This window comes from Rhodococcus sp. 15-725-2-2b, assembly GCF_002259075.1.
Lineage (GTDB): Bacteria > Actinomycetota > Actinomycetes > Mycobacteriales > Mycobacteriaceae > Rhodococcoides.
In genome coordinates, this window is record NZ_NPFL01000006.1 from 118,618 (window position 1) to 141,911 (window position 23,294).

At 65.7% G+C, this 23,294-nt stretch carries 18 protein-coding genes; 10 read left to right on the forward strand and 8 right to left on the reverse strand.

The features are described from left to right. Window positions 1-266: 266 nt before the first annotated feature. From CH306_RS06350 to CH306_RS06365, 4 genes are all read right to left on the reverse strand, one after another. Entirely contained in the window at window positions 267-1,253 is a 987-nt protein-coding gene (locus CH306_RS06350; protein ID WP_094646045.1) for a hypothetical protein, read from the reverse strand. A 510-nt stretch (window positions 1,254-1,763) separates the two neighbouring features. Continuing rightward, the gene (locus CH306_RS06355; RefSeq protein ID WP_045197252.1) at window positions 1,764-2,255 is read right to left on the reverse strand and encodes a flavin reductase family protein; all 492 of its coding nucleotides are present in this window, start codon (window positions 2,253-2,255) and stop codon (window positions 1,764-1,766) included. A 150-nt stretch (window positions 2,256-2,405) separates the two neighbouring features. Then, entirely contained in the window at window positions 2,406-4,700 is a 2,295-nt protein-coding gene (locus CH306_RS06360; protein WP_094646046.1) for a VanW family protein, read from the reverse strand. A gap of 229 nt (window positions 4,701-4,929) precedes the next feature. Then, window positions 4,930-6,234, reverse strand: a complete 1,305-nt coding sequence (locus CH306_RS06365) for a PucR family transcriptional regulator (protein WP_303396049.1) — start codon at window positions 6,232-6,234, stop codon at window positions 4,930-4,932. A 148-nt stretch (window positions 6,235-6,382) separates the two neighbouring features. Between CH306_RS06365 and CH306_RS06370 the strand changes: the two genes are divergently transcribed. The 5 genes from CH306_RS06370 to CH306_RS06390 are packed head-to-tail and all read left to right on the forward strand — an operon-like array spanning window position 6,383 to window position 11,215. Further along, window positions 6,383-7,237, forward strand: coding sequence for an ABC transporter ATP-binding protein (locus CH306_RS06370; protein ID WP_256980375.1), 855 nt, complete (start codon window positions 6,383-6,385; stop codon window positions 7,235-7,237). Then, complete coding sequence (locus tag CH306_RS06375) at window positions 7,227-7,949, forward strand: ABC transporter ATP-binding protein (RefSeq protein WP_032396639.1); 723 nt, start codon at window positions 7,227-7,229, stop codon at window positions 7,947-7,949. The genes CH306_RS06370 and CH306_RS06375 overlap by 11 nt, the downstream gene beginning before the upstream one ends. 26 nt (window positions 7,950-7,975) lie before the next feature. Continuing rightward, the gene (locus CH306_RS06380; protein ID WP_032396640.1) at window positions 7,976-8,854 is read left to right on the forward strand and encodes a branched-chain amino acid ABC transporter permease; all 879 of its coding nucleotides are present in this window, start codon (window positions 7,976-7,978) and stop codon (window positions 8,852-8,854) included. 1 nt (window position 8,855) lies between these two features. Then, window positions 8,856-9,899, forward strand: coding sequence for a branched-chain amino acid ABC transporter permease (locus CH306_RS06385; protein WP_094646047.1), 1,044 nt, complete (start codon window positions 8,856-8,858; stop codon window positions 9,897-9,899). Window positions 9,900-9,913: 14 nt separating this feature from the next. Further along, complete coding sequence (locus tag CH306_RS06390) at window positions 9,914-11,215, forward strand: ABC transporter substrate-binding protein (protein WP_235386923.1); 1,302 nt, start codon at window positions 9,914-9,916, stop codon at window positions 11,213-11,215. Between the two features lie 136 nt (window positions 11,216-11,351). Here CH306_RS06390 and CH306_RS06395 read toward each other — a convergent pair whose 3' ends face one another. Next, window positions 11,352-12,695 carry an acetyl-CoA C-acetyltransferase gene (locus tag CH306_RS06395; RefSeq protein ID WP_045197258.1) on the reverse strand — a complete coding sequence of 448 codons (1,344 nt, stop codon included), beginning with the start codon at window positions 12,693-12,695 and terminating at the stop codon, window positions 11,352-11,354. A gap of 83 nt (window positions 12,696-12,778) precedes the next feature. On the opposite strand from CH306_RS06395, the gene CH306_RS06400 reads away from it, so the two are divergent. After that, window positions 12,779-14,125, forward strand: a complete 1,347-nt coding sequence (locus CH306_RS06400; RefSeq protein WP_094646403.1) for a 3-oxoacyl-ACP reductase — start codon at window positions 12,779-12,781, stop codon at window positions 14,123-14,125. Then, window positions 14,122-14,979 (forward strand): MaoC/PaaZ C-terminal domain-containing protein, encoded by an 858-nt coding sequence (locus tag CH306_RS06405; protein ID WP_032396645.1) that lies wholly within the window; start codon window positions 14,122-14,124, stop codon window positions 14,977-14,979. Before CH306_RS06400 ends, CH306_RS06405 begins: the two co-directional genes overlap by 4 nt. A gap of 77 nt (window positions 14,980-15,056) precedes the next feature. Here the strand turns inward: CH306_RS06405 and CH306_RS06410 are convergent, their stop codons facing one another. Together CH306_RS06410 and CH306_RS06415 are read right to left on the reverse strand one after the other, a co-directional pair. Continuing rightward, complete coding sequence (locus tag CH306_RS06410; protein ID WP_032396646.1) at window positions 15,057-15,659, reverse strand: TetR/AcrR family transcriptional regulator; 603 nt, start codon at window positions 15,657-15,659, stop codon at window positions 15,057-15,059. 62 nt (window positions 15,660-15,721) lie between these two features. Next, the gene (locus CH306_RS06415) at window positions 15,722-16,897 is read right to left on the reverse strand and encodes a glycoside hydrolase family 3 N-terminal domain-containing protein (RefSeq protein ID WP_094646048.1); all 1,176 of its coding nucleotides are present in this window, start codon (window positions 16,895-16,897) and stop codon (window positions 15,722-15,724) included. A gap of 135 nt (window positions 16,898-17,032) precedes the next feature. On the opposite strand from CH306_RS06415, the gene CH306_RS06420 reads away from it, so the two are divergent. The 3 genes from CH306_RS06420 to CH306_RS06430 all read left to right on the forward strand — a co-directional run bounded on the left by CH306_RS06420 (window position 17,033) and on the right by CH306_RS06430 (window position 22,062). Next, a complete protein-coding gene (locus CH306_RS06420) occupies window positions 17,033-17,518 on the forward strand; it encodes a universal stress protein (protein WP_373453549.1) in 486 nt (161 codons plus the stop codon). A 103-nt stretch (window positions 17,519-17,621) separates the two neighbouring features. Then, window positions 17,622-17,792 carry a DUF2613 domain-containing protein gene (locus CH306_RS06425; RefSeq protein ID WP_082073827.1) on the forward strand — a complete coding sequence of 57 codons (171 nt, stop codon included), beginning with the start codon at window positions 17,622-17,624 and terminating at the stop codon, window positions 17,790-17,792. A gap of 22 nt (window positions 17,793-17,814) precedes the next feature. Further along, entirely contained in the window at window positions 17,815-22,062 is a 4,248-nt protein-coding gene (locus CH306_RS06430) for an alpha-(1->3)-arabinofuranosyltransferase (protein WP_094646049.1), read from the forward strand. Here CH306_RS06430 and CH306_RS06435 read toward each other — a convergent pair. Continuing rightward, a complete protein-coding gene (locus CH306_RS06435) occupies window positions 22,040-23,185 on the reverse strand; it encodes an acyltransferase family protein (protein WP_179281798.1) in 1,146 nt (381 codons plus the stop codon). The two genes, CH306_RS06430 and CH306_RS06435, sit on opposite strands and share 23 nt — an antisense overlap. Window positions 23,186-23,294 lie beyond the last annotated feature (109 nt).

Sequence of the window (23,294 nt, forward strand, 5' to 3'; positions counted from 1 at the left end):
GCGGCCGTTGCCATGTGATGGGGATGGTGGGGTGGGGCCCGGTTGCCGCAAACGCGCGCGCATTCGTCAGATGCACGCGAATTCTGCAGGATCCTGAGGCAATTTCGCGCGCGTTCAGCAAAAGCGCGCGCGTTTGTCAGGGTTGCGCAGTTGCGGGTCCCGGCTGCCGCAAACGCGCGCGCGTTCGTCCGGGTTGCGGAGTTACGGGTCCCGGCTGACGCAAACGCTCGCGCATTCGTCAGATGCACGCGAATTCTGCAGGATCCTCAGGCAATTTCGCGCGCGTTCAGTAAAAGCGCGCGCGTTTGCCGGCCAGTCGGCGTACTCCGCACGCTCCCTCGCGGTGGCGGCAGGGCAGCGGCCCGCTCCACGGCTCGAGCAACGCGTGCCACCACCTCCGCCGGATTCGCCAGGTCTGCCCAGGTCCAGCGCACCACGGGATAGCCGAGATCGCGTACGGCGTCCTCCCGCACCTTCTCCCTGAACACTACGTCGCCGGGGTTCTCATCCTCCCGTAGGTACTTGGTGTACTTGGCTTTACCATCGAATTCGCACACAACAACGCCATTGACCAGCCAGTCGATTCGCGCCAGCGCCCGCCCATCCGGATCCAGGATCTCCACCTGCGACTCCACAGCGAATCCGTTCTCGCGCAGAATGATTCGACTCTGAGATTCGCCAGGGTTTTCGCTTCGCCCGTCCATGACAGAGACGGCTCGCCGCGCCTGCGCCACACCTTTCCATCCCCGAGCACGCTGCAACTCCGCGTCGAGCTCCTGTGGATCGCAGCGCTTCAGAGCCGCGTCACCGGCAATCACCGCCGACACAAGGGGCTCGGTACGAGCAAGGTCGACAACCGTCCGCGCCAGCGAGGTCACGGAAATTCCGTCGACGGTCGCGTACGGCACCCACGGCGCACAGTGTACGATCACCGCTGCGTTCGCGCGACCTCCGCCGCGGCGATGTCGAGTGACGTGCACCTTGTCGAATCCCCCTGCGGGTAAGGGTAATTCGTACAGCAGTGCTGCAGATCGATGACTGAGGGCGCTGCCCTCGGCAATTGTCGGAAGTACGGCGTCGATCAACAGCCGATGACGTCCCTGCTCCGAAAGGCCGGCAAGCCTGGACGACGGAACGTAGACGCCGTTCACCAGACGCTCCCAGCCCCCGCGTTCGTACAGCGCCCGCAACTCGTGATCGGCGTGGCCATCGGCGAGCGCCTCCGAGCGTCGCACCATTCGGTGATCCTTCATTCTGCGAGTTTCGACTACGCGCGCGACGTCTCGAGAAGAAAAGTAGCCACCTGTGCACAAGTACGGACCTGTGGATGAATACAGGTACGGGGGTACCAGTTCGCCCGACCGTTCGTTGCGCAAACGCGCGCGCGTTTGCGAAATCCCGAGGCGAGACGGTACGCAACCCAGGGCCAGCAAGGCCGAACCCGCGGGGCCGACCACAACAAACGCGCACGCATTCGTCAGACGCGCGCACAATAGCCCCCGATCAGGCCACCAATTCGCGCGCGTTCGGCAAACGCGCGCGCGTTTGCGAAATCCCGAGGCGAACAGGTACGCAACCCAGGGCCAGCAAGGCCGAACCCCCGTGGCCGACCACAACAAACGCGCGCGCAGTCGTCAGATGCGCGCACAATAGCCCCCGATCAGGCCACCAATTCGCGCGCGTTCGGCAAATGCGCGCGCGTTTGCGAATTGCAGAGGCGAGAACAGCGAGGCCGAACCCCCGGGGCCGAGCGAAACGAAGGACTATTGCTGCAGTTTGCGAAACTTGCTGCCGTGGAACACGATTGGGTTCACTTCGCTTTGCACGTCCAGGGAATGTATGCGCAGCAACACTATTGCGTGGTCGCCTGCGGGGATTTGCTGTTCGATGGTGGTGTCCAGCCAGGCGGTGGCACCGACGATGAAGGCTGCGCCCCCGTCGGTGACGGTGAGATCGAGGCCGGCGAAACGGTCACCGGTCTTTGCGGCTAGCGTACGGACGGCGTCGTTGTGTGCCTCGCCGAGAACGCTGACGCCGATGTTGGGTGCCAATTCGAGTTTCGGCCAGGTCGTCGATGTGTTCTGGATACACACCGCGACGAGCGGCGGGTCGATGGACACCGAGACGAAGCTGCTGGCCGCCAAACCCACCATGACACCGTCGATCTTCGCGGCGATTGCGACGACGCCGCTCGGGAACTGCGCGTACGCCTCGCGAAGCGTCTGCTGATCGAGGACGGTACGTGTGAGCGACATTGGACGAAGCTCCCCTTCCGATCTAGTGGTGCACCCCCGCGTGGGCGCAATTCTGACGAGCGAACACCTAGTGCAAGCAAACACCCGATCGGGCGGCGACGCCACAGTCCGAATCGCCATGATTCGAACCGTCGGCGCGCGGTTGCGGCATCACTCGTCTTCGTCCGGTTCCGGAGCTGGGTCCGCTGCGGGTGCCGGAGCGGGGTCCGGGCGATCAGGCTGAACGCACCGCACGATGGGGATCGGGTCGTACTTCACCGTTCTGGTGTTCCGTGAAATTTCCCTTCCCGACGCGGCGTCGCTGATCACCCTGGTATCGCTGGCGGTGAATCCCTGGCCCCCGCCGGAGGCGACGCAGCCTGCGCCTGCAGGCAATGTCACCGTATTCGGTGAGGTGAAATTGGTTCGCGAACCGGTGATCGATTCGACGTCGACCGTTTTCGTTCCCCACAGTCGGACGGTGACGCTGGACGAGTCGGCGAACGATTCGATGACCACGCCGGTGTCGTTCGGGTTGGTGAACTTCAGGTCGATGGCACCTTCGAAGACCGTCGCTTCGCGCGCCTCGGGGTATCGGCTGATGTAGTAGCTGTGTTCGGTGTGATCGGTGTCTTCCATACCGGCGAAGTACGACGCGTTGTAGAGCGTCGTCGCGAATTGGCTGATGCCGCCGCCGATTGCGCGATCGGGTCGACCGTTGTCGATGATCCCCGACTCCACGAAACCCTGCGCGCTTCCTCGCGGACCGGTGTACCCGTTGAGCGAGAACGTCTCTTTCGGCTTCACGAGCGCACCGTTCACGATCTGCGCCGTCAGCCCGATATTGACACCCGACGCGTACTCGAACCCGCCGGTGGTGTACTCGGCGATCACTTCTCGCACCCCGAGGTTCTGAGCGGCCTCGGTGGTGAGAGCGGGCGGGGCCGGTTCGTAGATCGCCTCGGTGGTGCGCGGTCCGTCGGCGGACAGCAACGCGGGCAATTGTTCGAGAGTCTTGCGCCACTCGACCAGCTCGCCCATCTCTCCGGGAACGACGGTCGGGGCACCACCGGAGAAAGTGAACGACGCGTCCTTCGGCGGCGTCTCGGTGCGCACGAGTTGCGGCGCGAGAATGCCTGTGGCGACGTCGGTGTCGTAGATCGGAGTCAGTCCGCCCTGGCCGTCCGGGTCGAAACGCAGAACCTCGCCCACACGATCCGTCGGAAGGATCGCGTCGACGTTCTGCCGGCCCGCTACGGTCACCGGTGCCTCGACCGCAGGAACGGCGATGTCGGCGAAGGCGCGATCCACGGCGTCCTGAGTCACCGTGACGGGTGTTGTTTCGTAGGCCGCTTCCGTTGCGCCCGAGGCCCATTCGGCCTGCAGGTTTCGACGCGTGCCGTCGGCGTCGAGCACCCGGCCGGACAGCGGCGCGACGGCAATCGGTGTGCTGCCGTCGAACACCACGTCGCCCTCGACAGGATCTCGGTCGGTCTCGACGCGCAGTCCGTCGACGGCAGCGGTGAGCGCTTGCTCGTCCGTGGTCGACACGACGCCGATCTCGCGGCTACCGAACAACGACGTCAGCCGAGTGATCGGATTGATCGGCTGCGATCCGGCTCGGTCGAGCGTCGCGTTCCAGTCCACACCGAGGCCGGCAGCGGCCGGGAGTACCTCGACCTGTCGATCGCCGACGTCGACCGACACAGGCTGCTCGGCGCGCGCACCCAGCTCCGAGCGCAACAGGGCTTCGGCGTCGGGGTGACTCTTGCCGCCGACCTCGATCCCGGCGACGGTGACGCCGCGGGGCACTCGGTCGCTGGAGGTGATCCAATCCGCCGCGTACAGCAGCGTGAGAACGGCGACCACCGCGCCGGTCCCGATCGCGATCTTCCGCCACGGCGGCACGAATCCGGACCCGTCGGCGGACTGCGGCGAGCCGTCCTCCGGCGGAATCACAGGTGGTCCGGCCGGCGACTCCGGTTCGGGAGAAACAACGGTCTCGGGAGGAGCACCAGCTTCTGCAGCAGCAACAGGCTGCGCAGGAACGACAGGCTGCGCGACGGTCGGCGATTCGTCGGCTGCGGGCGGCGGTTGCGGGGCCGGGATCTGATCGGGCGCGGCGTCCCCGGGAACGACGTCGTCGGCTTCGGTGGACTCGGCCTCGTCGCCGACCGGATCTGCGGCCACTGTGTCTGCATCGACCGAACCTGGATCGACCGACCCAGCATCGACGGACTCAGCATCGACGGACTCGGCGTCAGCCGACTCGGCATCGTCCGACCCCGGATCGACGACATCGGATGTCGCGTCGGAAGGCTGCTCCGCCTCGGAGGAATGCTTCGGACCGTCGGTCTCGTCGCGGATCGCACCGAAGATCTCGGTGGGAGCGTCGTACGGCGGTACGTCGGGTTTCGGTTCGGCACCGTTGGGCGCGTCACCCGACCTACTGTTGCCCTCGCTCACGTTCGACCCTTCCAGGACCACCGTTGGTTGTGTTCCGCCCTTCTGCCCGGCGTACCCCTCGCACGAGCTTACGCAAACCGAACGGTGCCGCTCACTTCGGAGACCATCGGCACAGAGACGAGTAAAGGCCCCGTGCTGCTGCCGGGTCGGGGGTCAGGCAGCAGCACGGGGCCACTGGGAATATAGGCCCACTGCGGCACGCCGTTACAACGACCGCGAAATTGTCTCGTCATTTCATTCGGTTGAATGATCCAGGGGTCGTCGAGCTGTCCCCTTGCCCGACGGCCCGGGCCCAATGTCCGGTTCTGACCAGCGCGAGAGTGAGGAGAAGCCGATCTCGCGGATCGGTCAGATCCTGACCGGTCAACTCCTCGATTCGGTGGACCCGGTAGATCACGGTGTTGCGGTGGCAGTAGAGCGCCTTGGCGGCGTTGGTGGGCGAGCCGTCCGACGCGAGCATGTGCGCCAGGGTGTCGAGCAGAGTTCCTCGGTGCGGCTCCGGGTGCGTCCACAGCTTTCCCAGAGCATGGCGGACCAGCAATTCCGACGATCGATCGTCGGCCGCCATGATCACGCGGGGCAGTCGGTCCGTCGCCAACGCCACGCCACTGTCTTCGGTGATGGTCTCGGCCGTCAATGCCGCGAGGCGATACGCCGCAGCGAACGACGACAGGCCCTCCGGCGAATGCGCGACCCCCACGGGCCCGACGGCCCGAGCTGCGAGTGCGTCGACGACGGAGTGCCACGATCCCGTTCCGAGTGCGACGAGCGCGAACTGGTGACCGTCCCTGGTGTTCCAATGCGAGACCGCACCGATCTGATCCATCGCGTCTTCCGGTGCCGGGAGCGGCGGCGACCCTTGATCGTCGAGCGGACCGACGACACACGCAATTTGCTGCGATGCCGAAAGGCCAAGGGTGGCACGCGCTTCCATGACGAACGCTGGATCACCGCCCCGCCCCGATCGAAGGCCGTCGAGTATCACCAGCACGTTGGCGAGATCGCGCTGCTGCATCCGGGCGCTTTCCTGCCGGTATGCCTCGACGAGTGTTTCGTACTGGCTGTCGAGCGCGCGCCACAGCTGTTGCCCGGCCACGAGCAGCAGATGCTCGTCGATGCTGGTTCGGCACTGCTCGCGCTCGAGCATCAGCTCCTCCCACAGCGTCCGACTCCCCAGCGTGTACGCCTTGAGCACCAACTCCATCGGAATCCCCTGGCGCGCACGCTCTCTGCCGGTACGGCGCCATACCTCGCGCGCGTTGTCACCCGCGGCGGTCAGCCCCGACAGGGTGCGGAGCCCCTGATTGATGTGCTCGCGAGTGCTGCGACGAATCTCGCCCGCGATGTCCGGAGTGGAACTGGCCAAGTAGCCGGGTTCCTGCTCGATCAATGCGAGCGTGATGGAGTCCGCGATCGAATCCGCCCGTGACGTCAGGGCTGCCCATGCACGTCGAATCTGCTCCTGGTCGGCGTCCGTCACCGCTCCCCGGGCAGCCGAACGCGCGGATCCGCGTCGACCATCGGGAGCTCCCACCTGCACAGTTTTGCGCACTGAGCCCACATGGCAGGTCGATTTGACCGTTACTGGTGCCCAGGGACCCAAACATTCTGTGCGCAGCGCCCATATCGCCCGTTGTGCGAAACGCACCATAGTGAACGCAACAGATTGTGAGGTGGATCACTTGAACTCTCTCGACACGTTGGACCCGGTCCTCACCATGACGGACATCGAAGTGTCGTTCGGCGGAATCGTCGCGCTGTCCGGAGTCAGTCTCGAGGTGCGACCCGGCGAAGTCCTCGGCGTCATCGGACCCAACGGCGCAGGCAAGACGACGCTGTTCAACGTTGCGTGCGGACTCGTCCGACCGCAATCGGGAACACTCGGACGACACGGCGACACGCTGACTCGACTACGACCGCACGACCTCCCCCGACTCGGTATGAGCCGAACACTGCAGGGACTCGGACTGTTCGATCGGATGACAGTTCTCGACAACGTCATGGTCGGTGCAGATCGAACAGCGCACACCGGAATCCTCGCGGGCCTGCTCGGCCTGCCGTCGAGTGCATCCGACGATGCCGCGGTCCGCTCGACCGCAATGGCCACCCTCGAACGCCTGCGAATCGACGACTACGCGCACCGATTGCCACCGAGCCTGCCGTACGCGGTGCGTAAACGCGTCGCACTGGCACGCGCCCTGGTGAGCGAACCGACACTGCTCCTGCTCGACGAACCCGCCTCGGGACTGTCCAGTGACGAGATGAGCGAACTCGGCGACGAGATCCGTGCGCTCGCAACGTCGACGGGTCGTTCCGCAGGCCCCACCCCTGCGGCATCCACCGGCTCCGAACCGGAAAGACCCGCAACATCGGTCATGCTCGTCGAGCATCACATGGATCTGGTCATGAGTGTGTGCGACCGGATCTACGTGCTCGATTTCGGCAAGGTGATCGCTCAGGGAACGCCCGACGAGATTCGCGAGGATCCGGCCGTGCTCGCTGCTTATCTCGGAAACGAAGTGGCACATGAAGACTGACGCGGCGCACCTGACGATCACCGATCTGACCGTTCGATACGGACCGGTCACCGCCCTCGACTCGGTGTCGATGACCGTCACGGCGGGAGCTGTCACCGCCGTGCTCGGCGCGAACGGAGCAGGGAAGACGACCCTGCTGCGCACCATCTCGGGGTTGCTGAAACCGGTATCGGGGAGGATCGAACTCGCCGGCGTCGACATCGTCGGCGTTGCACCGGATCGGATGTCTCGCAAAGGTCTTGCGCACGTTCCCGAGGGTCGGGGCGTGATCGCCGAGTTGACCGTCGACGAGAATCTTCGACTCGGCGCGATGGGACGCAACCGAAGTCACGACGCCGTCACCCTCGACCGCATCTACGACATGTTTCCGCCCCTGACCGGTCGTCGAACATCCTCGGCGCACACCCTGTCCGGCGGCGAGCGACAGATGCTCGTGATCGGCCGGGCGCTGATGGCGACACCGTCGGTACTTCTGCTCGACGAGCCGTCACTCGGACTCGCACCGAAGGTCGCTGCGCAGATATTCGAGACGTTGCGCGGACTCGTCGACTCCGAGTCGATGACCGTCGTACTCGTCGAACAGAACGCCCGCAGCGCTCTGTCGATCGCCGAACATGCCGTCGTACTCGATCTGGGCAAGGTCGCGGTGGAAGGCCCCGCCGACACCTTGGCCGGGGACGACGCCCTCCGACACGCCTACCTCGGGTTCTAGAGCAAGCCGAAAGGACGCCAGCCACAGTGCAACAACTGCTCACCATCCTCATCAACGGCGTGACCACAGGCATGATCTACGCCGCGTTCGCGCTCGCCCTCGTACTCATCTGGCGATCGACCCGCATCGTCAACTTCGCACAGGCCCCGATGGCCATGATCACCACGTACGTGGCACTGGTCGTCATCGACGCCGGCTACTCGTACTGGATCGGATTCGGGGTCGCGCTCCTGTGCGGCCTGCTCCTGGGAGCCTTGACGGAGCGACTCGTCATCCGATTCGTCGACAGCTCGTCGCACATCAACCCGGTCATTCTCACGCTCGGGTTGTTCATCATCATCCACGCGGTGGCCGCCATCGTCTTCGGCAACCAATTCCGTTCGTTCCCTGCGCCGTTCGGCCTCACCGGCCAGCGGATCGGCGACGTGAACGTGGCGTTGACCGGGTACGACATTTTCAAGATCCTCGCCGTCCTCGTGGTCCTGGGATTGCTGATCCTGCTCTTCCGGTTCACCGATCTGGGACTGAAGATGCGTGCGAGCGCCTTCGAGCAGGAGGTCGCCAAACTCCTCGGCGTGCGCGTGAGTCGAATGCTCACTCTCGGTTGGGCGCTGGCCGCAGTGGTCGGTTCGCTGGCCGGACTGCTCATCGCAGGCGGCTCGCTGGTGCACCCGGGCTACATGGACTCGATCGTCGTATTCGGTTTCGTCGCAGCGGTTCTCGGCGGACTGGACAGCCCGGCGGGCGCAGTCGTCGGTGGCCTGCTGATGGGCGTAGGGCTGAGTTTCGTCAGTGGTTATCTCGGTCAGGATCTGGTCTCCAGCGCAGCATTGGTGATCCTGATCGTCGTTCTTCTGTTGAGACCGAGCGGGTTGTTCGCCAGCTCCGCGGCCAGGAGGGTGTGACATGAACGCGACTCTCACTCGCCTCACCACAACACCGGTTCGACGCCACGTGCTCGGTGCCGTCATCGGGCTGGTCGTCATCGTCCTCGCGCTCGAATCCCTGAGCACCTTTCGTCAGAGCCAACTCACCTCGGTGGCCTACCTCGCCATCGCGGCCGGCGGCCTGACGGTGCTGACCGGGCTGAGCGGCCAGCTGTCACTCGGGCACGGCGCGTTCATGGCGGTCGGTGCGTACACCGCGGCATTGATGTTGCGGGCCAACGATTCGGGATGGTCGGTCCCCCTCGTCCTGCTCGCCGCCACCGTGAGCTCGGCGGTGGTGGGTGTCGTGGTCGGTGTGGCGGCCGCCCGACTGCACGGGCCGTACCTGGCCGGCGCGACTCTGGCGCTCGCCGTCGCGGTACCGGGCCTCGCCCTGTATTTCTCGGACTACCTCGGCGGCGAACAAGGACTCGTCGTACCGGCACCGAAGGTGCCCGAGCTGATCGACGACATGATGTTCTTCGTCACCGGAAACGAGCTCAGCGGAACCAAATTCGTCGCCTATGTCAGCTGGATACTGCTGGTGCTCGTGTTCTTCCTGTTGGCGAACGTCTCGTCGAGCCGAATCGGCCGTCGCTGGCGGGCCGTCCGGGACGACGAAGTGGCCGCCGAGTTGTCCGGAATCGATCTCGGCCGCGCACGCATTCTCGCGTTCGTGGTCAGTGCGGCCTGTGCGGGAGCGGGCGGTGCAGTCCTGGCGATGTCGGCACGAATCGCGGCACCGAGCGGATTCACGCTGACTCTCTCGCTGACCTTGCTCTCCGCCGTCGTCATCGGCGGGCTGGGAACCCTGTCCGGCGCGTTGATCGGGGCGGTTCTGCTGACCTACATCCCGCCGGTGGTCACCAACTTCGGGCTCGATGTGGGTCTGAGCAGTCTGCAATCGGCAGAACTCGCACCACTGGTGACCGGAATCTTCACCGTCCTCGTCATCCTGTTCGCCCCACTGGGTTTGGTGGGCACGTATCGCAAGTTACGTACAACCAGAAAAGGAATGAAATGAAAAAGTTCGGATCGGTGGCTTTCAGAACGACCGCGCTCGTCGCCGTCGTGTCGTTGGCCGCGGCGTGCGGTGCTGGTGGCCGAGAAGAGACGACGGAATCCTCGGAAGGGTCGACGGTCGGCATCACCGACACCTCGGTGAAGATCGGTGCCCACTTTCCGTTGACCGGGGTCGCAGCGCCCGGATACAGCGAAATCCCCACGGGCGCGCAGGCCTACTTCGACTACGTCAATGCCGCAGGTGGCATCAACGGCCGACAGATCGAGTACGTGGTTCGGGACGACTCCTACGATCCGACGACCACCACCCAGGTCGTCAACGAACTGGTTCTCCAGGACGAGGTGTTCGCGGTCGTCGGCGGACTCGGCACCGCGACCCACAGCGCCGTCATCGACTTCCTCAACGAGGAAGGTGTGCCCGACCTGTTCGTCTCCTCCGGTGCGATCATGTGGGGCAACGATCCGGAGAAGTACCCGAACACCTTCGGGTGGCAGCCCGACTACCAGGTCGAGGGCAAGATCATCGGCGACTGGGTGACCAAGAACCGGCCCGACGCCAAGGTCGGACTCTTCCTCCAGGACGACGACCTCGGCCGGGACAGCGAGGCCGCAGTGCGCCAGTATCTCGACGATCAGATCGTCGAGGTCGTGCGCTACACCTCGGGCAACACCGACGTCGCACCACAGATCGCTGCTCTGCAGGGTGCCGGAGCGGATCTGGTCCTCGGCTTCAACGTCCCCTCCTACACCGCACTGAGCCAGCTGACAGCCATGCGACTCAACTACGACCCCGAGTGGTTCTACAGCTCCATCGGATCCGACGTCGACCTCGTCGGCTCCCTGCTCGGACGGTTCTCTCAGGGCGCGGTCACCGACGGCGCGCAATCGCTCGAAGGGATGATCTCGCTGGAATACATCCCGGGCGTCGACTCTCCGGAGAATCCGTGGACCCAACTGTGGCAGAAGGTCTGGGCCGAGAACGGAACCGGTGACCCGTTGACCAACTACCGCATCTACGGACTGAGCCAGGCATACGCCTTCGTACAAGCCCTCCAGGCGGCAGGCGAAAATCCCACCCGTGAGGGCATCGTCGCAGCCATCCAGGAAGGCGGAATGGACTTCGAGGGACCGCAGTTGGCCCCGTTCCGATACTCCGATTCGAGCCACCTCGGAATCTCCGGTGCCAGTGTCTTCCAGATCCAGGGAGGCGTGCCCGAGTACCTGACTCCGGTGCTTCAGACCGACATCGGGGATTCGGCGGTGGAGGAATACACCGGCGAGGAGTCCACACCACCGGAAAGCGGCATACCGGGCTGATCACACGTGAAAGGGCACGCAGAGCGAACTCTGCGTGCCCTTTCCCACGTTGTGGTCGGCAGATCCGAAAACCCCTCGATTACCGGATCCACCGACCCTATGACCCCCGGTCGGAGAGCAGCCGAAGCTGCAGTGATCAGCGCTCGATGATGGCGGTGACGCCCTGGCCACCGGCCGCGCAGATCGAGATCAGGCCACGGCCCGAGCCCTTCTCGGCCAACATCTTCGCCAGTGAAGCCACGATGCGTCCACCGGTCGCGGCGAACGGGTGGCCCGCCGCGAGCGAGGATCCGTTGACGTTGAGCTTGCTGCGGTCGATGGAACCGAGAGCACCGTCGAGGCCGAGACGCTCCTTGCAGTACGCGTCGCTCTCGAAAGCCTGCAGAGTTGCGAGCACCACCGAGGCGAACGCCTCGTGGATCTCGTAGTAGTCGAAATCCTGCAACGTCAGGCCGTTGCGTGCGAGCAGACGCGGAATCGCGTAGGTCGGTGCCATCAGCAGACCGTCCTTGAACGACCCGTTGCCGTGGACGTAATCGACGGCGGCGGTCTCGGAATCGACCAGGTGCGCCAGCACCGGCAGGTTGCGCTCGGCAGCCCACTCGTCGCTCGACAGCAGCGCAGCCGACGCACCGTCGGTCAGCGGCGTCGAGTTGCCTGCCGTCATGGTGGCGTCGCCCAGCTTGGTTCCGAAGACCGGCTTGAGCGTCGCGAGCTTCTCCACGGTCGATCCCGGACGCAGGTTGTCGTCGCGAGTGAGTCCGAGGAACGGCGTCACCAGGTCGTCGAAGAAGCCGCGATCGTAGGCCGCTGCCATGTTGTGGTGGCTCGCTGCGGCCAGTTCGTCCTGGTCCTCGCGGCGGATGCCGAATTCCTTGGCCGTGATGGCGGCGTGGTCACCCATCGACAGGCCGGTACGCGGCTCACCGTTGCGCGGGATCTCGATGCCGAGCATGCCGGGACGAACGTTGCCGAGCAGCTTGATGCGGTCGGTGGTGCTCTTGGCCCGGTTCAGGGAGAGCAGGAACTCGCGCAGTTCGTCGTTGACGCCGATCGGAGCGTCGGACGTGGTGTCGACACCACCACCGATGCCGGCATCGATACGGCCCGACGCGATGGCGTCGCCGACGGCGATGATCGACTGGAGGCCGGTGCCGCAGGCCTGCTGGATGTCGAAGGCCGGGGTGTACGGGCTCAGTGCACTACCGAGTACGACCTCGCGAGTGAGGTTGAAGTCGCGGGAGTGCTTGAGCACGGCACCGGCGGCGACGAGGCCCAGGCGCTCGCCCTGCAATCCGAATCGCGAGACCAGCCCGTCGATGGTCGCGGTGAGCATGTCCTGGTTGGACGCCAGCGCGTACTTCTTGTCCGAGCGCGCGAACGGAATGCGGTTGCCACCGACGATTGCGACCGGTCGTAGCTGCTTGCTTGTCACTGACGTCTCCAAACATCGTCGAATAAGGCCCTGGTGGAGTTTCATCTTACTGGCGAGTAAGTTGGTTGTCGACACCCGGTCGTGCGCCTCGCTCCTCGAGCGAGCAGCGCTGAATGAAAGGTACGACAGTGGCAGCCTCCAAGGGAGCCCCAGATCTCTACTCAACGTTCCTCGCGTCCGCGCCGGGAGCCTTCATCGCCAAGCAGGCCGGCCTGCCGCAGCCCGAGAAGCTGCGCCGCTACAAGGCGGGCGAGCCGCCGCTGGCCGGACCGGTCCTGATCGGCGGTAGCGGTCGCCTCGTCGAGCCCCTGCGTGAGCTGCTCTCGGACTACCCGCAGTCGCAGCCGCACGACGACAAGCACGGCGGACTGGTGTTCGACGCCACCGGCATCGGCAACGTCGCCGAGCTGGAGCAGCTGTTCCAGTTCTTCCAGCCGGTCATCCGCAACCTGGCACCGTCGGCGCGCGTCGTCGTCATCGGTACGACGCCGGAGGAGACCTCGAGTGTCGACGAGCACGTCGCTCAGCGCGCTCTCGAAGGCTTCACCCGCAGCGTCGGCAAAGAGGTCAAGCGCGGAGCCACGGCGCAGCTCGTCTACATCTCCCCCAAGGCGTCGACCGGCTTGTCCGGACTCGAATCCACCCTCCGCTTCCTGCTCTCGGCCAAGTCCGCGTTCGTCGACGGCCAGGTCATCACCGTGGGTGACGCGGACTCGCAGGCCCCGGCCTCGTGGGACAAGCCGCTCGCAGGCAAGGTAGCCGTCGTCACCGGAGCCGCACGCGGTATCGGTGCCACCATCGCCGAGGTCCTCGCCCGCGACGGAGCCACCGTCATCGCAGCCGACATTCCCGCTGCCGGAGAAGCGCTCTCGCAGACGGCCAACAAGGTGGGCGGCACCTCGCTCGCGCTCGACGTCACCTCGCCCGACGCCGGAGAGGTGCTCTCGAAGCACCTCCTCGAACGTCACGGCGGCGCAGACATCATCGTGCACAACGCAGGCATCACCCGCGACAAGACACTCGCCAACATGGACGAGAGCCGCTGGAACTCCGTCATCGGTGTCAATCTCGCTGCGCCGCAGCGCATCACCGATGAGCTCGTCAAGTCGGGTGCACTGAAGGAAGGCGGCCGCGTCGTCGACGTCTCCTCCATCGCCGGCATCGCGGGCAACCGCGGCCAGACCAACTACGGCACGTCCAAGGCAGGCGTCATCGGCCTGGTGCACGCGTCCGCACCGGTGCTGGCGAAGAAGAACATCACCATCAACGCCGTCGCTCCCGGGTTCATCGAGACCGCGATGACGGCTGCGATTCCGTTCGCCACCCGCGAGGCCGGACGACGCATGAGCTCGCTGCTGCAGGGCGGCGAGACCGTCGACGTCGCAGAGTTGGTCTCGTACTTCGCTTCTCCCGCATCCAACGCCGTCACCGGCCAGGTCGTGCGCGTGTGCGGCCAGAGCCTTCTCGGCGCATGAGCACCGTCACGCTCACCGCGCAGCCGAAGACCTCCGACATCTACACCTCGGCAGCGCTGGGCGCACTGCCGTTCTTCGGATCCAGGTCGTCCTCGGTTCCCAGCACGGTGTACGAGCTCAAGGGTCTGCGAGTGGACCCCGACAACCTCGCCGGGTACTGCCGGGCGACGGGGCTGCGATTCGGCGACCAGCTCCCGGTGACCTATCCCTTCACCCTCGTCTTCCCGACGGTGATGAAACTGATGGTGTCCAAAGGTTTTCCGTTCGCCGCCATCGGTTCGGTACACGCCGAGAACGTCATCGAGCAGTACCGTGGCATCTCCGCGTCCGAACCGCTGGACGTGCGAGTGCACGCGGAGAATCTGCGCGAGCACCGCAAGGGGTTGCTCGTCGACCTGATCAGTGAGGTCAAGGTAGGTCGCGAACTGGTCTGGAAGCAGACCTCGAGCTTCTTGAGCCTGCAGAAGACGTCACTGTCCGGTGGCCCCCGCGAGGCACCGCCGGCCGACGAGGTTCCGCCGCCCCCGACCCGCACACTGCGCGTCGACCAGCGGATCATCAGCCGGTACGCGGCCATCTCCGGAGACCGCAACCCGATTCACGTATCCTCGCTGGGCGCAAAGGCATTCGGGTTCCCGAAGACCATCGCGCACGGAATGTGGAGCGCGGCAGCCGTGCTGCAGACCGTCGAGGGCCGAATTCCGGAGGCTGTGAACTACAGCATCCGCTTCGGCAAGCCGATCATCCTGCCCGCGACGGTGAACGCCTACGCCGAGGCCGTCGGCACCGGCTGGGACCTGTCACTGAAGAACCCGAAGAAGGGCTACCCGCATCTGACGGGAACCCTGCGGTAACCGCCTCACCCTCGAACTCGAAGTTGTGGACGGATTTCTCCGGATTTCCGTCCACAACTTCGAGTTGGGCCCGAGGCTCAGGTGGTGGCGGTCTTCTTTCCGGCCAAGCCGCGCCAGGCCAGATTCTCCAGTAGGTCCGCGGCCGCGTCGACCTCGATTTCGCCGCCTGCCACTCTGTCGGCCACAGCCTCGCCCGCCCCGACCAGCGCGACGGCCATCAGCCCGAAATTCTGTGACTGCTCCGGATCTCTCGTACTCATCGCGAGCAAGCCGGCCGTCAACTCGATCAACCGATCTCGGCTGCTCTGCACCTGCGAGGCGAACGCCTGCTGACCGATGGCCTGACGGTAGAGCACCATCCACGACTTGCGGTTCTCGCCGACGAATCCGAGGAAACCGATCAGGGCCTTGCGCAACTGCTCGCGCGGCGTCAGCGTCGGATCTGCGGCGGGAGTCAGGGCCTCGACGAACTTGACGCCCTCGCGGTGGATGCAGGCTGCGAACAACTCGTCCTTGGACCCGTAGTACAGGTAGAGCATCGGTTTGGAGATGGCCGCCTTCTTGGCGATCGAATCCATCGATGTCTCGTGAAAACCGTTGTCGGAGAACACATCCACCGCCGCGTCGAGCATCTGCTGCTCACGGACGGCGCGGGGCAATCTCTTCGTGCCACCAGCCATGGATCCTCCAATACGTACGAACTACTAGACCTTACTCCACAGTAAGGTCCAGTACCGCACAATCAGGACCCGCACGCCCCCTTGAACCGAGCAACCGTAGCAGCGGCCTCGTCCACCTGAGCCGCCGGCAGACGTCCCGTCGCCACCGCGTCCTCGAGATTGTCCAACACCGCGGGCACCTGATCGGTGGTCAGCCACAGCGCCACATCGGCTCCCGCGACCAACGCCGCCTCGACCGCGTCGACGATCCCGAGCCTGGCCGTGATCGCCGCCATGCCGCTGAGGTCGTCGGTGAAGATGGGGCCGTCGAACGGCGCGGCACCGTATCCGACGCCATCGCGCAACAACGCCATCGCCGCCGGGCTGATACTCGCCGGCACCCCCGGCTCGGTCAGTCCGGGCACATCCAGATGCCCGACCATGACACCGACGCCGGTGTTGTTCAGCGCCGCGAACGGCAACAGATCCTTGGTTTTCAACTCGTCGAGCGACGGGGTCGTCACCGCGCCGGTGTGCGAGTCGCCCGAACCCGAACCGTGCCCGGGAAAATGCTTGATGACGGGCTTCACACCCGCGTCCTCCAGACCCCGCGCGTACGCCCCCGCGTAGTCGATGACGGCCTGCGGATCGTCGGAGAACGACCGATCGCCGATGACGGAATCGTCGGGCTGACCGCTCACGTCGACCACCGGAGCGAAGTCGACGGTGACACCGAGATCCTTCAACCCCTGGCCGCGCGTCAACGCCATCGAATACGCCTCGTCCACCGACACCGTCTGCGCCAGTTCCCGCGCCGACGGTGCGGCACCCAGCAGATCCGCGACCCGCGAGACCCGTCCACCTTCCTCGTCGATCGTGACCATCGGAGCCACCGCGGAGGCGGCCAGCACCTGCGGTACTTCTCGATTGCCGAGCATCGACTCGTCGGTCCAACTGCCGACGAAGATGCCGCCGACCTGCTCGGTGGACATGATCTGCACCGCGTCCGCAGTTCCGGTGACCCCGACGGTGAGCAACTGAGCCAGCCGCTGCCGCTCCGACAATCCGTCGACGAACGCAACGCAGCCGTCGACGGGCGGTACCGGTTGCGGCACCGTCGTGTCGACTGCAGTCGTCGTCGGAGCAGCCGGTGCCGTCTGCGTCGACGCGACCGGCGCAGACTCGGTGGAGCACGAGACCAACAAGCCGACACCGACGGTCATCACCGCAGCGGACCGAACCGAAAACCGAAGTCGCATGGAATACGACGGTAGCCCAGATCGTCGGTGTCGCTGCCGACCCGGGGTCCGGATCGATGCGCCTTCGTTGCACTCCGACCGACCGAAACCCACATCGATCCGACGAGGGGTGAGGGTAATCTGGACGAACGCGACATGAGGAGGAGATCGACCGTGACCGCAGACCTCATACTCATTGCCTACGACGGATCCGACAACGCCAAACGCGCCATCGACTATGCCGGACGGTTTCTCACCACCTCACGCGCGATCGTCGTCACCGCATGGGAGCCGATGGTGCGTCAGGCCGCCCGCATGTCCGGCCTCTCCGGTGTGATGCAGCCCGAATGGGTGCCCGACGACGAGGCCGAGGACGTGGCGCTCACCGACGCGAAAGTGACCAACAGCGAAGGCGTCGCGCTGGCCGAGGCCGCAGGCCTGAAAGTGGAGGGTCAGTGCACCGAATGCACCACCGCCATCTGGGCCGCGATCGTGGAGAAAGCCGACGAGATGAACGTCGACATCATCGTCACCGGTACGCGAGGCACCACCGGTCTACGTGCGCTGCTCCAGAGTTCGGTGGCCGAGCACGTTCTTCGGCACAGCCATCGACCCGTCCTGATCGTTCCGCCCGGCAAGTAGAGCGTCCGACGGCTGTTTTCCGTGACGCAGGTGATACCGTGATGCCCGCGTGGGGGTCCACCTCGCCCGCTACCGTTCTGAGCCGACTGACTGGAGAACCGAGATGAAGTTTGCTGTCCCGGGTGTCATTGCCGCCGTCGTCGGAGCCGTACTGGGTGCGGGCGTCGTCTTCGGAGTCACCGCAGCTGCAGCCGACAACTCTCGTCCGGATATCGATCGCTCCGGAAACGCCGACTCGTCCTTGCTGAACCAGGTTGAGTACGGCAGCCGCTGACGCTGGTCGCTCTCGTGAATCGGTGATCTCGGCCGAGCCGCTCGGCCGCAAGTGGCTTCTCGGCGTCTCGATCCTGGCGTTCCTCCTCACCTTTCTGCAGGTCCCCGGCTTCACCGTCGCCGACACCAAGTACGACCTGGCACAGAACCCTCTCGGATTTCTCGAACGCGCCTCCCGTCAATGGAACAGCGCAGCCCCGCTCGGCCAGGTGCAGAACCAGGCCTACGGCTACTTCTTCCCCCACGGTGCGTTCTTCGCCGGCGGTGATCTGCTGTCGATCCCGCCGTGGATCACTCAACGCATCTGGTGGGCGCTGCTGCTCATCGCCGGGTTCTGGGGAATCGTGCGGCTCGCCGAAGCTCTCGGTGTCGGCAGCCGTAGTTCCCGTCTGATCGCAGCGACGGCCTTCGTTCTGTCTCCGCGAGTGATCACCACCCTCGCGTCGATCTCCTCCGAGACGATGCCGATGATGCTGGCACCGTGGGTGCTGGTCCCGATGGTGCGGTATCTCGCCGGCGACGATGCGAAACAGACGGTTCGGCGCTCGGCCGCGCAGTCTGCACTGGCGGTGGCCCTGATGGGCGCGGTCAACGCCGTCGCCACCGCCGCCGCCGTTCTGGTCGCCGTGATCTGGATGCTCACGCATCGGCCGAACAAGCGGTGGTTCGTCTTCGGTGCCTGGTGGTCGGGCTTTCTGGTGCTTGCGACGCTGTGGTGGATCGTTCCACTGCTGTTGCTGGGCAAGGTCTCTCCGCCGTTTCTCGACTACATCGAATCCTCCGGCACCACCACGCAGTGGACGTCACTGACGGAAGTGCTGCGCGGTACCGGCAGCTGGACGCCGTTCGTCTCTCCCGAGCGAGTGGCCGGTGCCGTTCTGGTGACGCAGCCGGCGGCCGTCATCGCAACGGGCTTGATCGCGGCCGCTGGAATCGCGGGCCTGGCCATGCGGTCCATGCCCGCCCGCGGTCGGTTGACGATCATGCTGTTCGTCGGTCTTGTCGGCCTCGGTGCCGGGTTCGTCGGCGATCTGGACGGCCCGTTCGCTGCCGCCGTTCGAGTGTTCCTCGATTCTGCAGGCGCACCGCTACGCAACATCCACAAACTAGAGCCGGTCATTCGAATTCCGTTGGTGCTCGGGCTGGCTCATCTGTTGGCCCGGGTACCGCTGCCGGGTTCCGCACCGCGATCGCAGTGGAAAACGGCCGTCGCGCATCCCGAGAAGCACCCGATGATGGCGGTGACCGCGTTGGTGCTCGTCGCCTTGACGCTGTCCACCTCGCTGGCGTGGACGGGCAAGCTCGCGCCCCGCGGTGCGTACGAGGCCGTTCCGCAGTACTGGCACGACGCGGCGGATTGGCTCACCGAGAATGCGTCGGGATCGAGTCCCGACGGTTCCGACGCGCAGCGGGCCCTGATCGTGCCGGGCGCACCGTTCGCTCTGCAGACCTGGGGATTGACCCGAGACGAACCGCTGCAGGCTCTGGCCACCACGCCCTGGGCCGTCCGCGACGCCGTACCCCTCACCCCGCCGGGTGCCATCCGGGCACTGGACTCCGTGCAACGACTCTTCGCCGACGGTCGGCCGTCGGCCGGATTGGCCGATACCCTTCTGGGCCAGGGCATCAGCTACGTCGTCGTGCGCAACGACCTCGATCCCGAGAACTCCCGGTCCACCCGTCCGGCATCGGTGCACCAGGTGCTCGACGGTTCCGCGGGACTCGAGAAGGTGGCCGAATTCGGTGAGGACGTGGCCCCCGGTCAGGTCGACGGCGTTGTGCTCGACGGCGATCTTCGACCGCCGTATCCGGCTGTGGAGATCTATTCGGTGCGTGATTCGGCGGGCATTCCCGCGTCCGGCCCCTACACCGTCGATCTCGATCGTGTCCCGGTGGTTCAGGGTGGGCCGGAGTCCATTCTGCGCTCGAACGAGTTGCGGAACAACGGGATTCGCAATCCGGTGCCGTCAGGCCCCACTCTGCTGGCTTCGGATGCGGCCGCGGCCGGCATTGCCGTGGACTCGGTGACGGTGACCGACACCCCGATGAACCGTGAGACCGACTTCGGCCAGGTCGACAATCACAGTTCTGCCCTGCGGGCCGCCGACGAGCCACGGCGTTCGCTCAACGAGGTTCCCGACTACCCGGTGTACGGGGCGAAGACCGTCGACGCCGAATGGGAGGGCGCGACCCTGACGGCGTCTAGCTCGGCGTCGGACGCCACCCAGATCGGCGGCAGCGCTCCCGGCAGCGGTGTCGCCGCCGCGGTGGACGGCGACCTGGCCACCAGCTGGATCAGCAACGGCATCGAACGTGCTGTGGGGCAATGGCTTCAACTCGACTTCGATACTCCCGTGCGCGGCGGGCTCTTGCACATGCGCACCAGCCCCGGGACGATCGGCGACCCGGTGAAATGGGTGGAGATCACCACCCCGAACGGCTCGACGGCGGCGCGCGTCGACGAGCCGGGTGAGCCGATGACGGTGTCACTGCCGGGCGGTGAGACGCCGTGGCTGCGCATCACCGCGAAGTCGACGGTCGACGGAACCCGAGGCAGCCAGTTCGGCATCAGCGAGGTGTCGGTGGACGACTACTCCGACCGGGACAACCCGAAGCAGGTACCGATCGTGCACCGCGCGGTGCTGCCCGAGACTCCCGCCGGGGCGAGCGTCGACGCCTGGGAACTGGGCCAGGAATTCCCAGGCCGCTCCGGGTGCCTCGACACCGAGGATCGAATCCGTTGCAGCAGTGGACTGTCCAAGTCACCCGAGGAACTCGGGCGCTTCTCACGCACGATCGACGTGCCGATGGGCACCGCGGTGATCCCCGATCTGACGGTGCGTACGCGGCAGTCCCCCGAACTCGAAGCGCTGCTCGCGCAACCGGGGCGGCCGTTGGCCAGCGGGGCATCGGACGTCGCGGACCTGCATGGCTCGGCGTTCGCGGCGACCGACGGCGATCCGCGCACGTCCTGGACAGCGCCGGAGAAGTCGATCACCGACCGAGCGGGGACCAACCCGACCCTGACCATCGAATTGCCAGCTCCCACACTGGTGGACGGGCTCGAGCTCAGCCCGAGCCTGGGTGCACTCCCGGCCCATCCCACTCGGGTCGCGGTCAACCTCGGCAACGGGCCGATGGTGCGCGACATCGACACCGACGGCTCGACGACCCTCGAGCTGGCACCGCAGGTGACGGACAGGATCGTCCTGTCGATCGTGGACTGGGACGGGGTGTTGGACCGAAACTCACTGGGTTTCATCCAGTCTCAGCCGCCCGGCTTCGCCGAAGTGACACCACTGTCCGGTGGTGAACCGATCGGCGCACCGTACGACGGCGATCGCGAGATCACGGTGGACTGCTTCGACGGCCCCATCGTCTCCATCGCCGGGCAGACGGTGCGCACGTCGGTGACGGCCACCGCAGACCAGTTCCGATCCGGTGAACCACTGAAGGCCTCGGTGTGCGACGCCGACACTCCGGTGAACGAGAACTTCGTCAACCCGGTCTCGCTGCCCGAGGGACACCAGGACGTAGTGGTCGAGCCGGGAGCATCGTTCTTCGTCGACGGTATTCGATTGCGCACCATGCCCATTCCGGCCGACTGGCCGACGGAATCGGCCCCGCAGTCCGCCAGGACCACCGCCTGGAGCCCCGATCACCGCGAGGTGACGCTGACGTCCACGACGGAGGACCGCTTGCTGGTCATCCCGGAGAGCAACAACAGTGGTTGGCGCGCAACCACTCCCGGTGGCGTCGAACTGTCCCCGGTGGTGGTCGACGGGTGGCAGCAGGCCTGGATCGTTCCGGCCGGGGCGTCGGGCACGATTTCGCTGGATTTCGCCACCGACCGCTGGTATCGGCTCGGCATCTTCGGTGGGCTGCTCCTGCTGATCCCGCTGCTGTTCGCAGCGCTGCGTCGGCCGCGCAGTATGCCCGATCTCGGGCCCTCGCCGCGGCCGTGGCGGAGCGGTTCGGCTGCCCTGGTGGCACTGCTCGGGGCGACGATCGTGTTGGCCGGAATTGCCGGTGCGATCACGGTGGCCGTGATCGGTTTGAGCGCGGTGTTCCTGGACCGCCGTTACGGTCGCGCGCTCTCCTCACGCGTGTTGGTCGGCGCGGCAGGCGGATTCGCGTTGCTGGGCGCGGCGCTGCTCTCGCTCGGGCCTTGGCGATCGACCGACGGGTACGTGGGCGAATCGTACGGAGTGCAGCTGGCCGCGCTGATCGGCATCGTCGCGTTGGCGATCAGTGCGATGCGGAAACCGTGATCGGCTTCTTCGGTGCGAAGCGTCGTCGGGCAGGTTCTTCGACCAGCGCGTAGCTGGCCGCGGCCACCGGAATCGACAGCGCGAGAGTCACCGTCAGTACGAACCACATCCCACCCGAGAACGGGATGATGCCGAACACCGGGAACACCACGGCCAGGACGGCCAGGTGCCAGATGAAAATTCCGTACGACCACCGCCCGAGCGTGAGCATCACCGGATGCTCGAACACTCGGTGCCGACGACCGGTGTCGGCCAACACCAGTGGCGAGAGCATCGCGAACGCGAGCACGGCGCCGAACACGATCTTCAGCTCGAACTGCCACGGCTCGGGACGTACCAGTCCCTGTGGGCCCGCCAGCGGAGTCGCCGACAGCACGAAAGCCGCGACCGCGATCGACGGCATCACCCATCTGCGCCGAGCCCACCGATGCACCCATGTCTGCGGGCCCACGGACACCTCGGCCAACACCATTCCGGCGGCGAACCACGGAACGTACCCGGGCAGCCAGTTGTCGTGATGGATGGCGTCCGCGGTCGTGATCGGGACGAAGGCCCAGGACAGCGTCACCGCAGATGCACCGAGCAGCACCGAGATCCGGTGCTTGGCCGAGGCCCCACGCAGTCGAACCATCAGCCAGGCGAACACCGGTAGCAGCAGGTAGAAGGCCACCTCCACCGACAGCGACCACATCTGCGTCATGCCCTCGGTCAACGTCAGGGGCACGAACACCTGCGTCAGAGACAGATTGGCCAACCACACCCGGTAGTCGCCACCCGCATTCGGTAGAAACAGCAGCACCAGCACGACGACGACCCAGTAGGCGGGCAGGATGCGCACTGCCCGCGACCAGAAGTAGCGACGAGCCGGCTGAGCAGGCGCGAGTCCGCGGGCCTGCGCGGCATGGGGGCGCCACAGCAGAAACCCCGACAGCGCGAAGAAGATGGCAACGGTCAGATCGAACCTGCCCCAGATACGCCCCATGAGCGGGGAATTCGCGGCACCGGTCTGGAATGCGACGTGGGTGACGACGATGCCGATCGCGGCCAGCGCGCGCATTCCCTCGAGCGCAGGGACGAACGCGCGCAGCGGAACGACGGAGGGCGAGTGGACTCGAGTGCTCATGGTGGTCTCAAGTGTGCCGTGTCGAACCGGCGCAGACGAGACCGGTGCCACTGTCTGCTGTTACTGTCACCTGCGACGTGTCGTATCAAATCGGGCATCGGGTCGGGGC

Excerpts from the sequence above, each read along its gene's own strand:
- CH306_RS06350 (WP_094646045.1), bottom strand. The coding sequence starts at position 1,253 with ATGAAGGATCACCGAATGGTGCGACGCTCGGAGGCGCTCGCCGATGGC.
- CH306_RS06355 (WP_045197252.1), bottom strand. The coding sequence starts at position 2,255 with ATGTCGCTCACACGTACCGTCCTCGATCAGCAGACGCTTCGCGAGGCG.
- CH306_RS06375 (WP_032396639.1), top strand. The coding sequence starts at position 7,227 with ATGAAGACTGACGCGGCGCACCTGACGATCACCGATCTGACCGTTCGA.
- CH306_RS06385 (WP_094646047.1), top strand. The coding sequence starts at position 8,856 with ATGAACGCGACTCTCACTCGCCTCACCACAACACCGGTTCGACGCCAC.
- CH306_RS06395 (WP_045197258.1), bottom strand. The coding sequence starts at position 12,695 with ATGAAACTCCACCAGGGCCTTATTCGACGATGTTTGGAGACGTCAGTG.
- CH306_RS06405 (WP_032396645.1), top strand. The coding sequence starts at position 14,122 with ATGAGCACCGTCACGCTCACCGCGCAGCCGAAGACCTCCGACATCTAC.
- CH306_RS06410 (WP_032396646.1), bottom strand. The coding sequence starts at position 15,659 with ATGGCTGGTGGCACGAAGAGATTGCCCCGCGCCGTCCGTGAGCAGCAG.
- CH306_RS06415 (WP_094646048.1), bottom strand. The coding sequence starts at position 16,897 with ATGCGACTTCGGTTTTCGGTTCGGTCCGCTGCGGTGATGACCGTCGGT.
- CH306_RS06420 (WP_373453549.1), top strand. The coding sequence starts at position 17,033 with ATGAGGAGGAGATCGACCGTGACCGCAGACCTCATACTCATTGCCTAC.
- CH306_RS06425 (WP_082073827.1), top strand. The coding sequence starts at position 17,622 with ATGAAGTTTGCTGTCCCGGGTGTCATTGCCGCCGTCGTCGGAGCCGTA.
- CH306_RS06435 (WP_179281798.1), bottom strand. The coding sequence starts at position 23,185 with ATGAGCACTCGAGTCCACTCGCCCTCCGTCGTTCCGCTGCGCGCGTTC.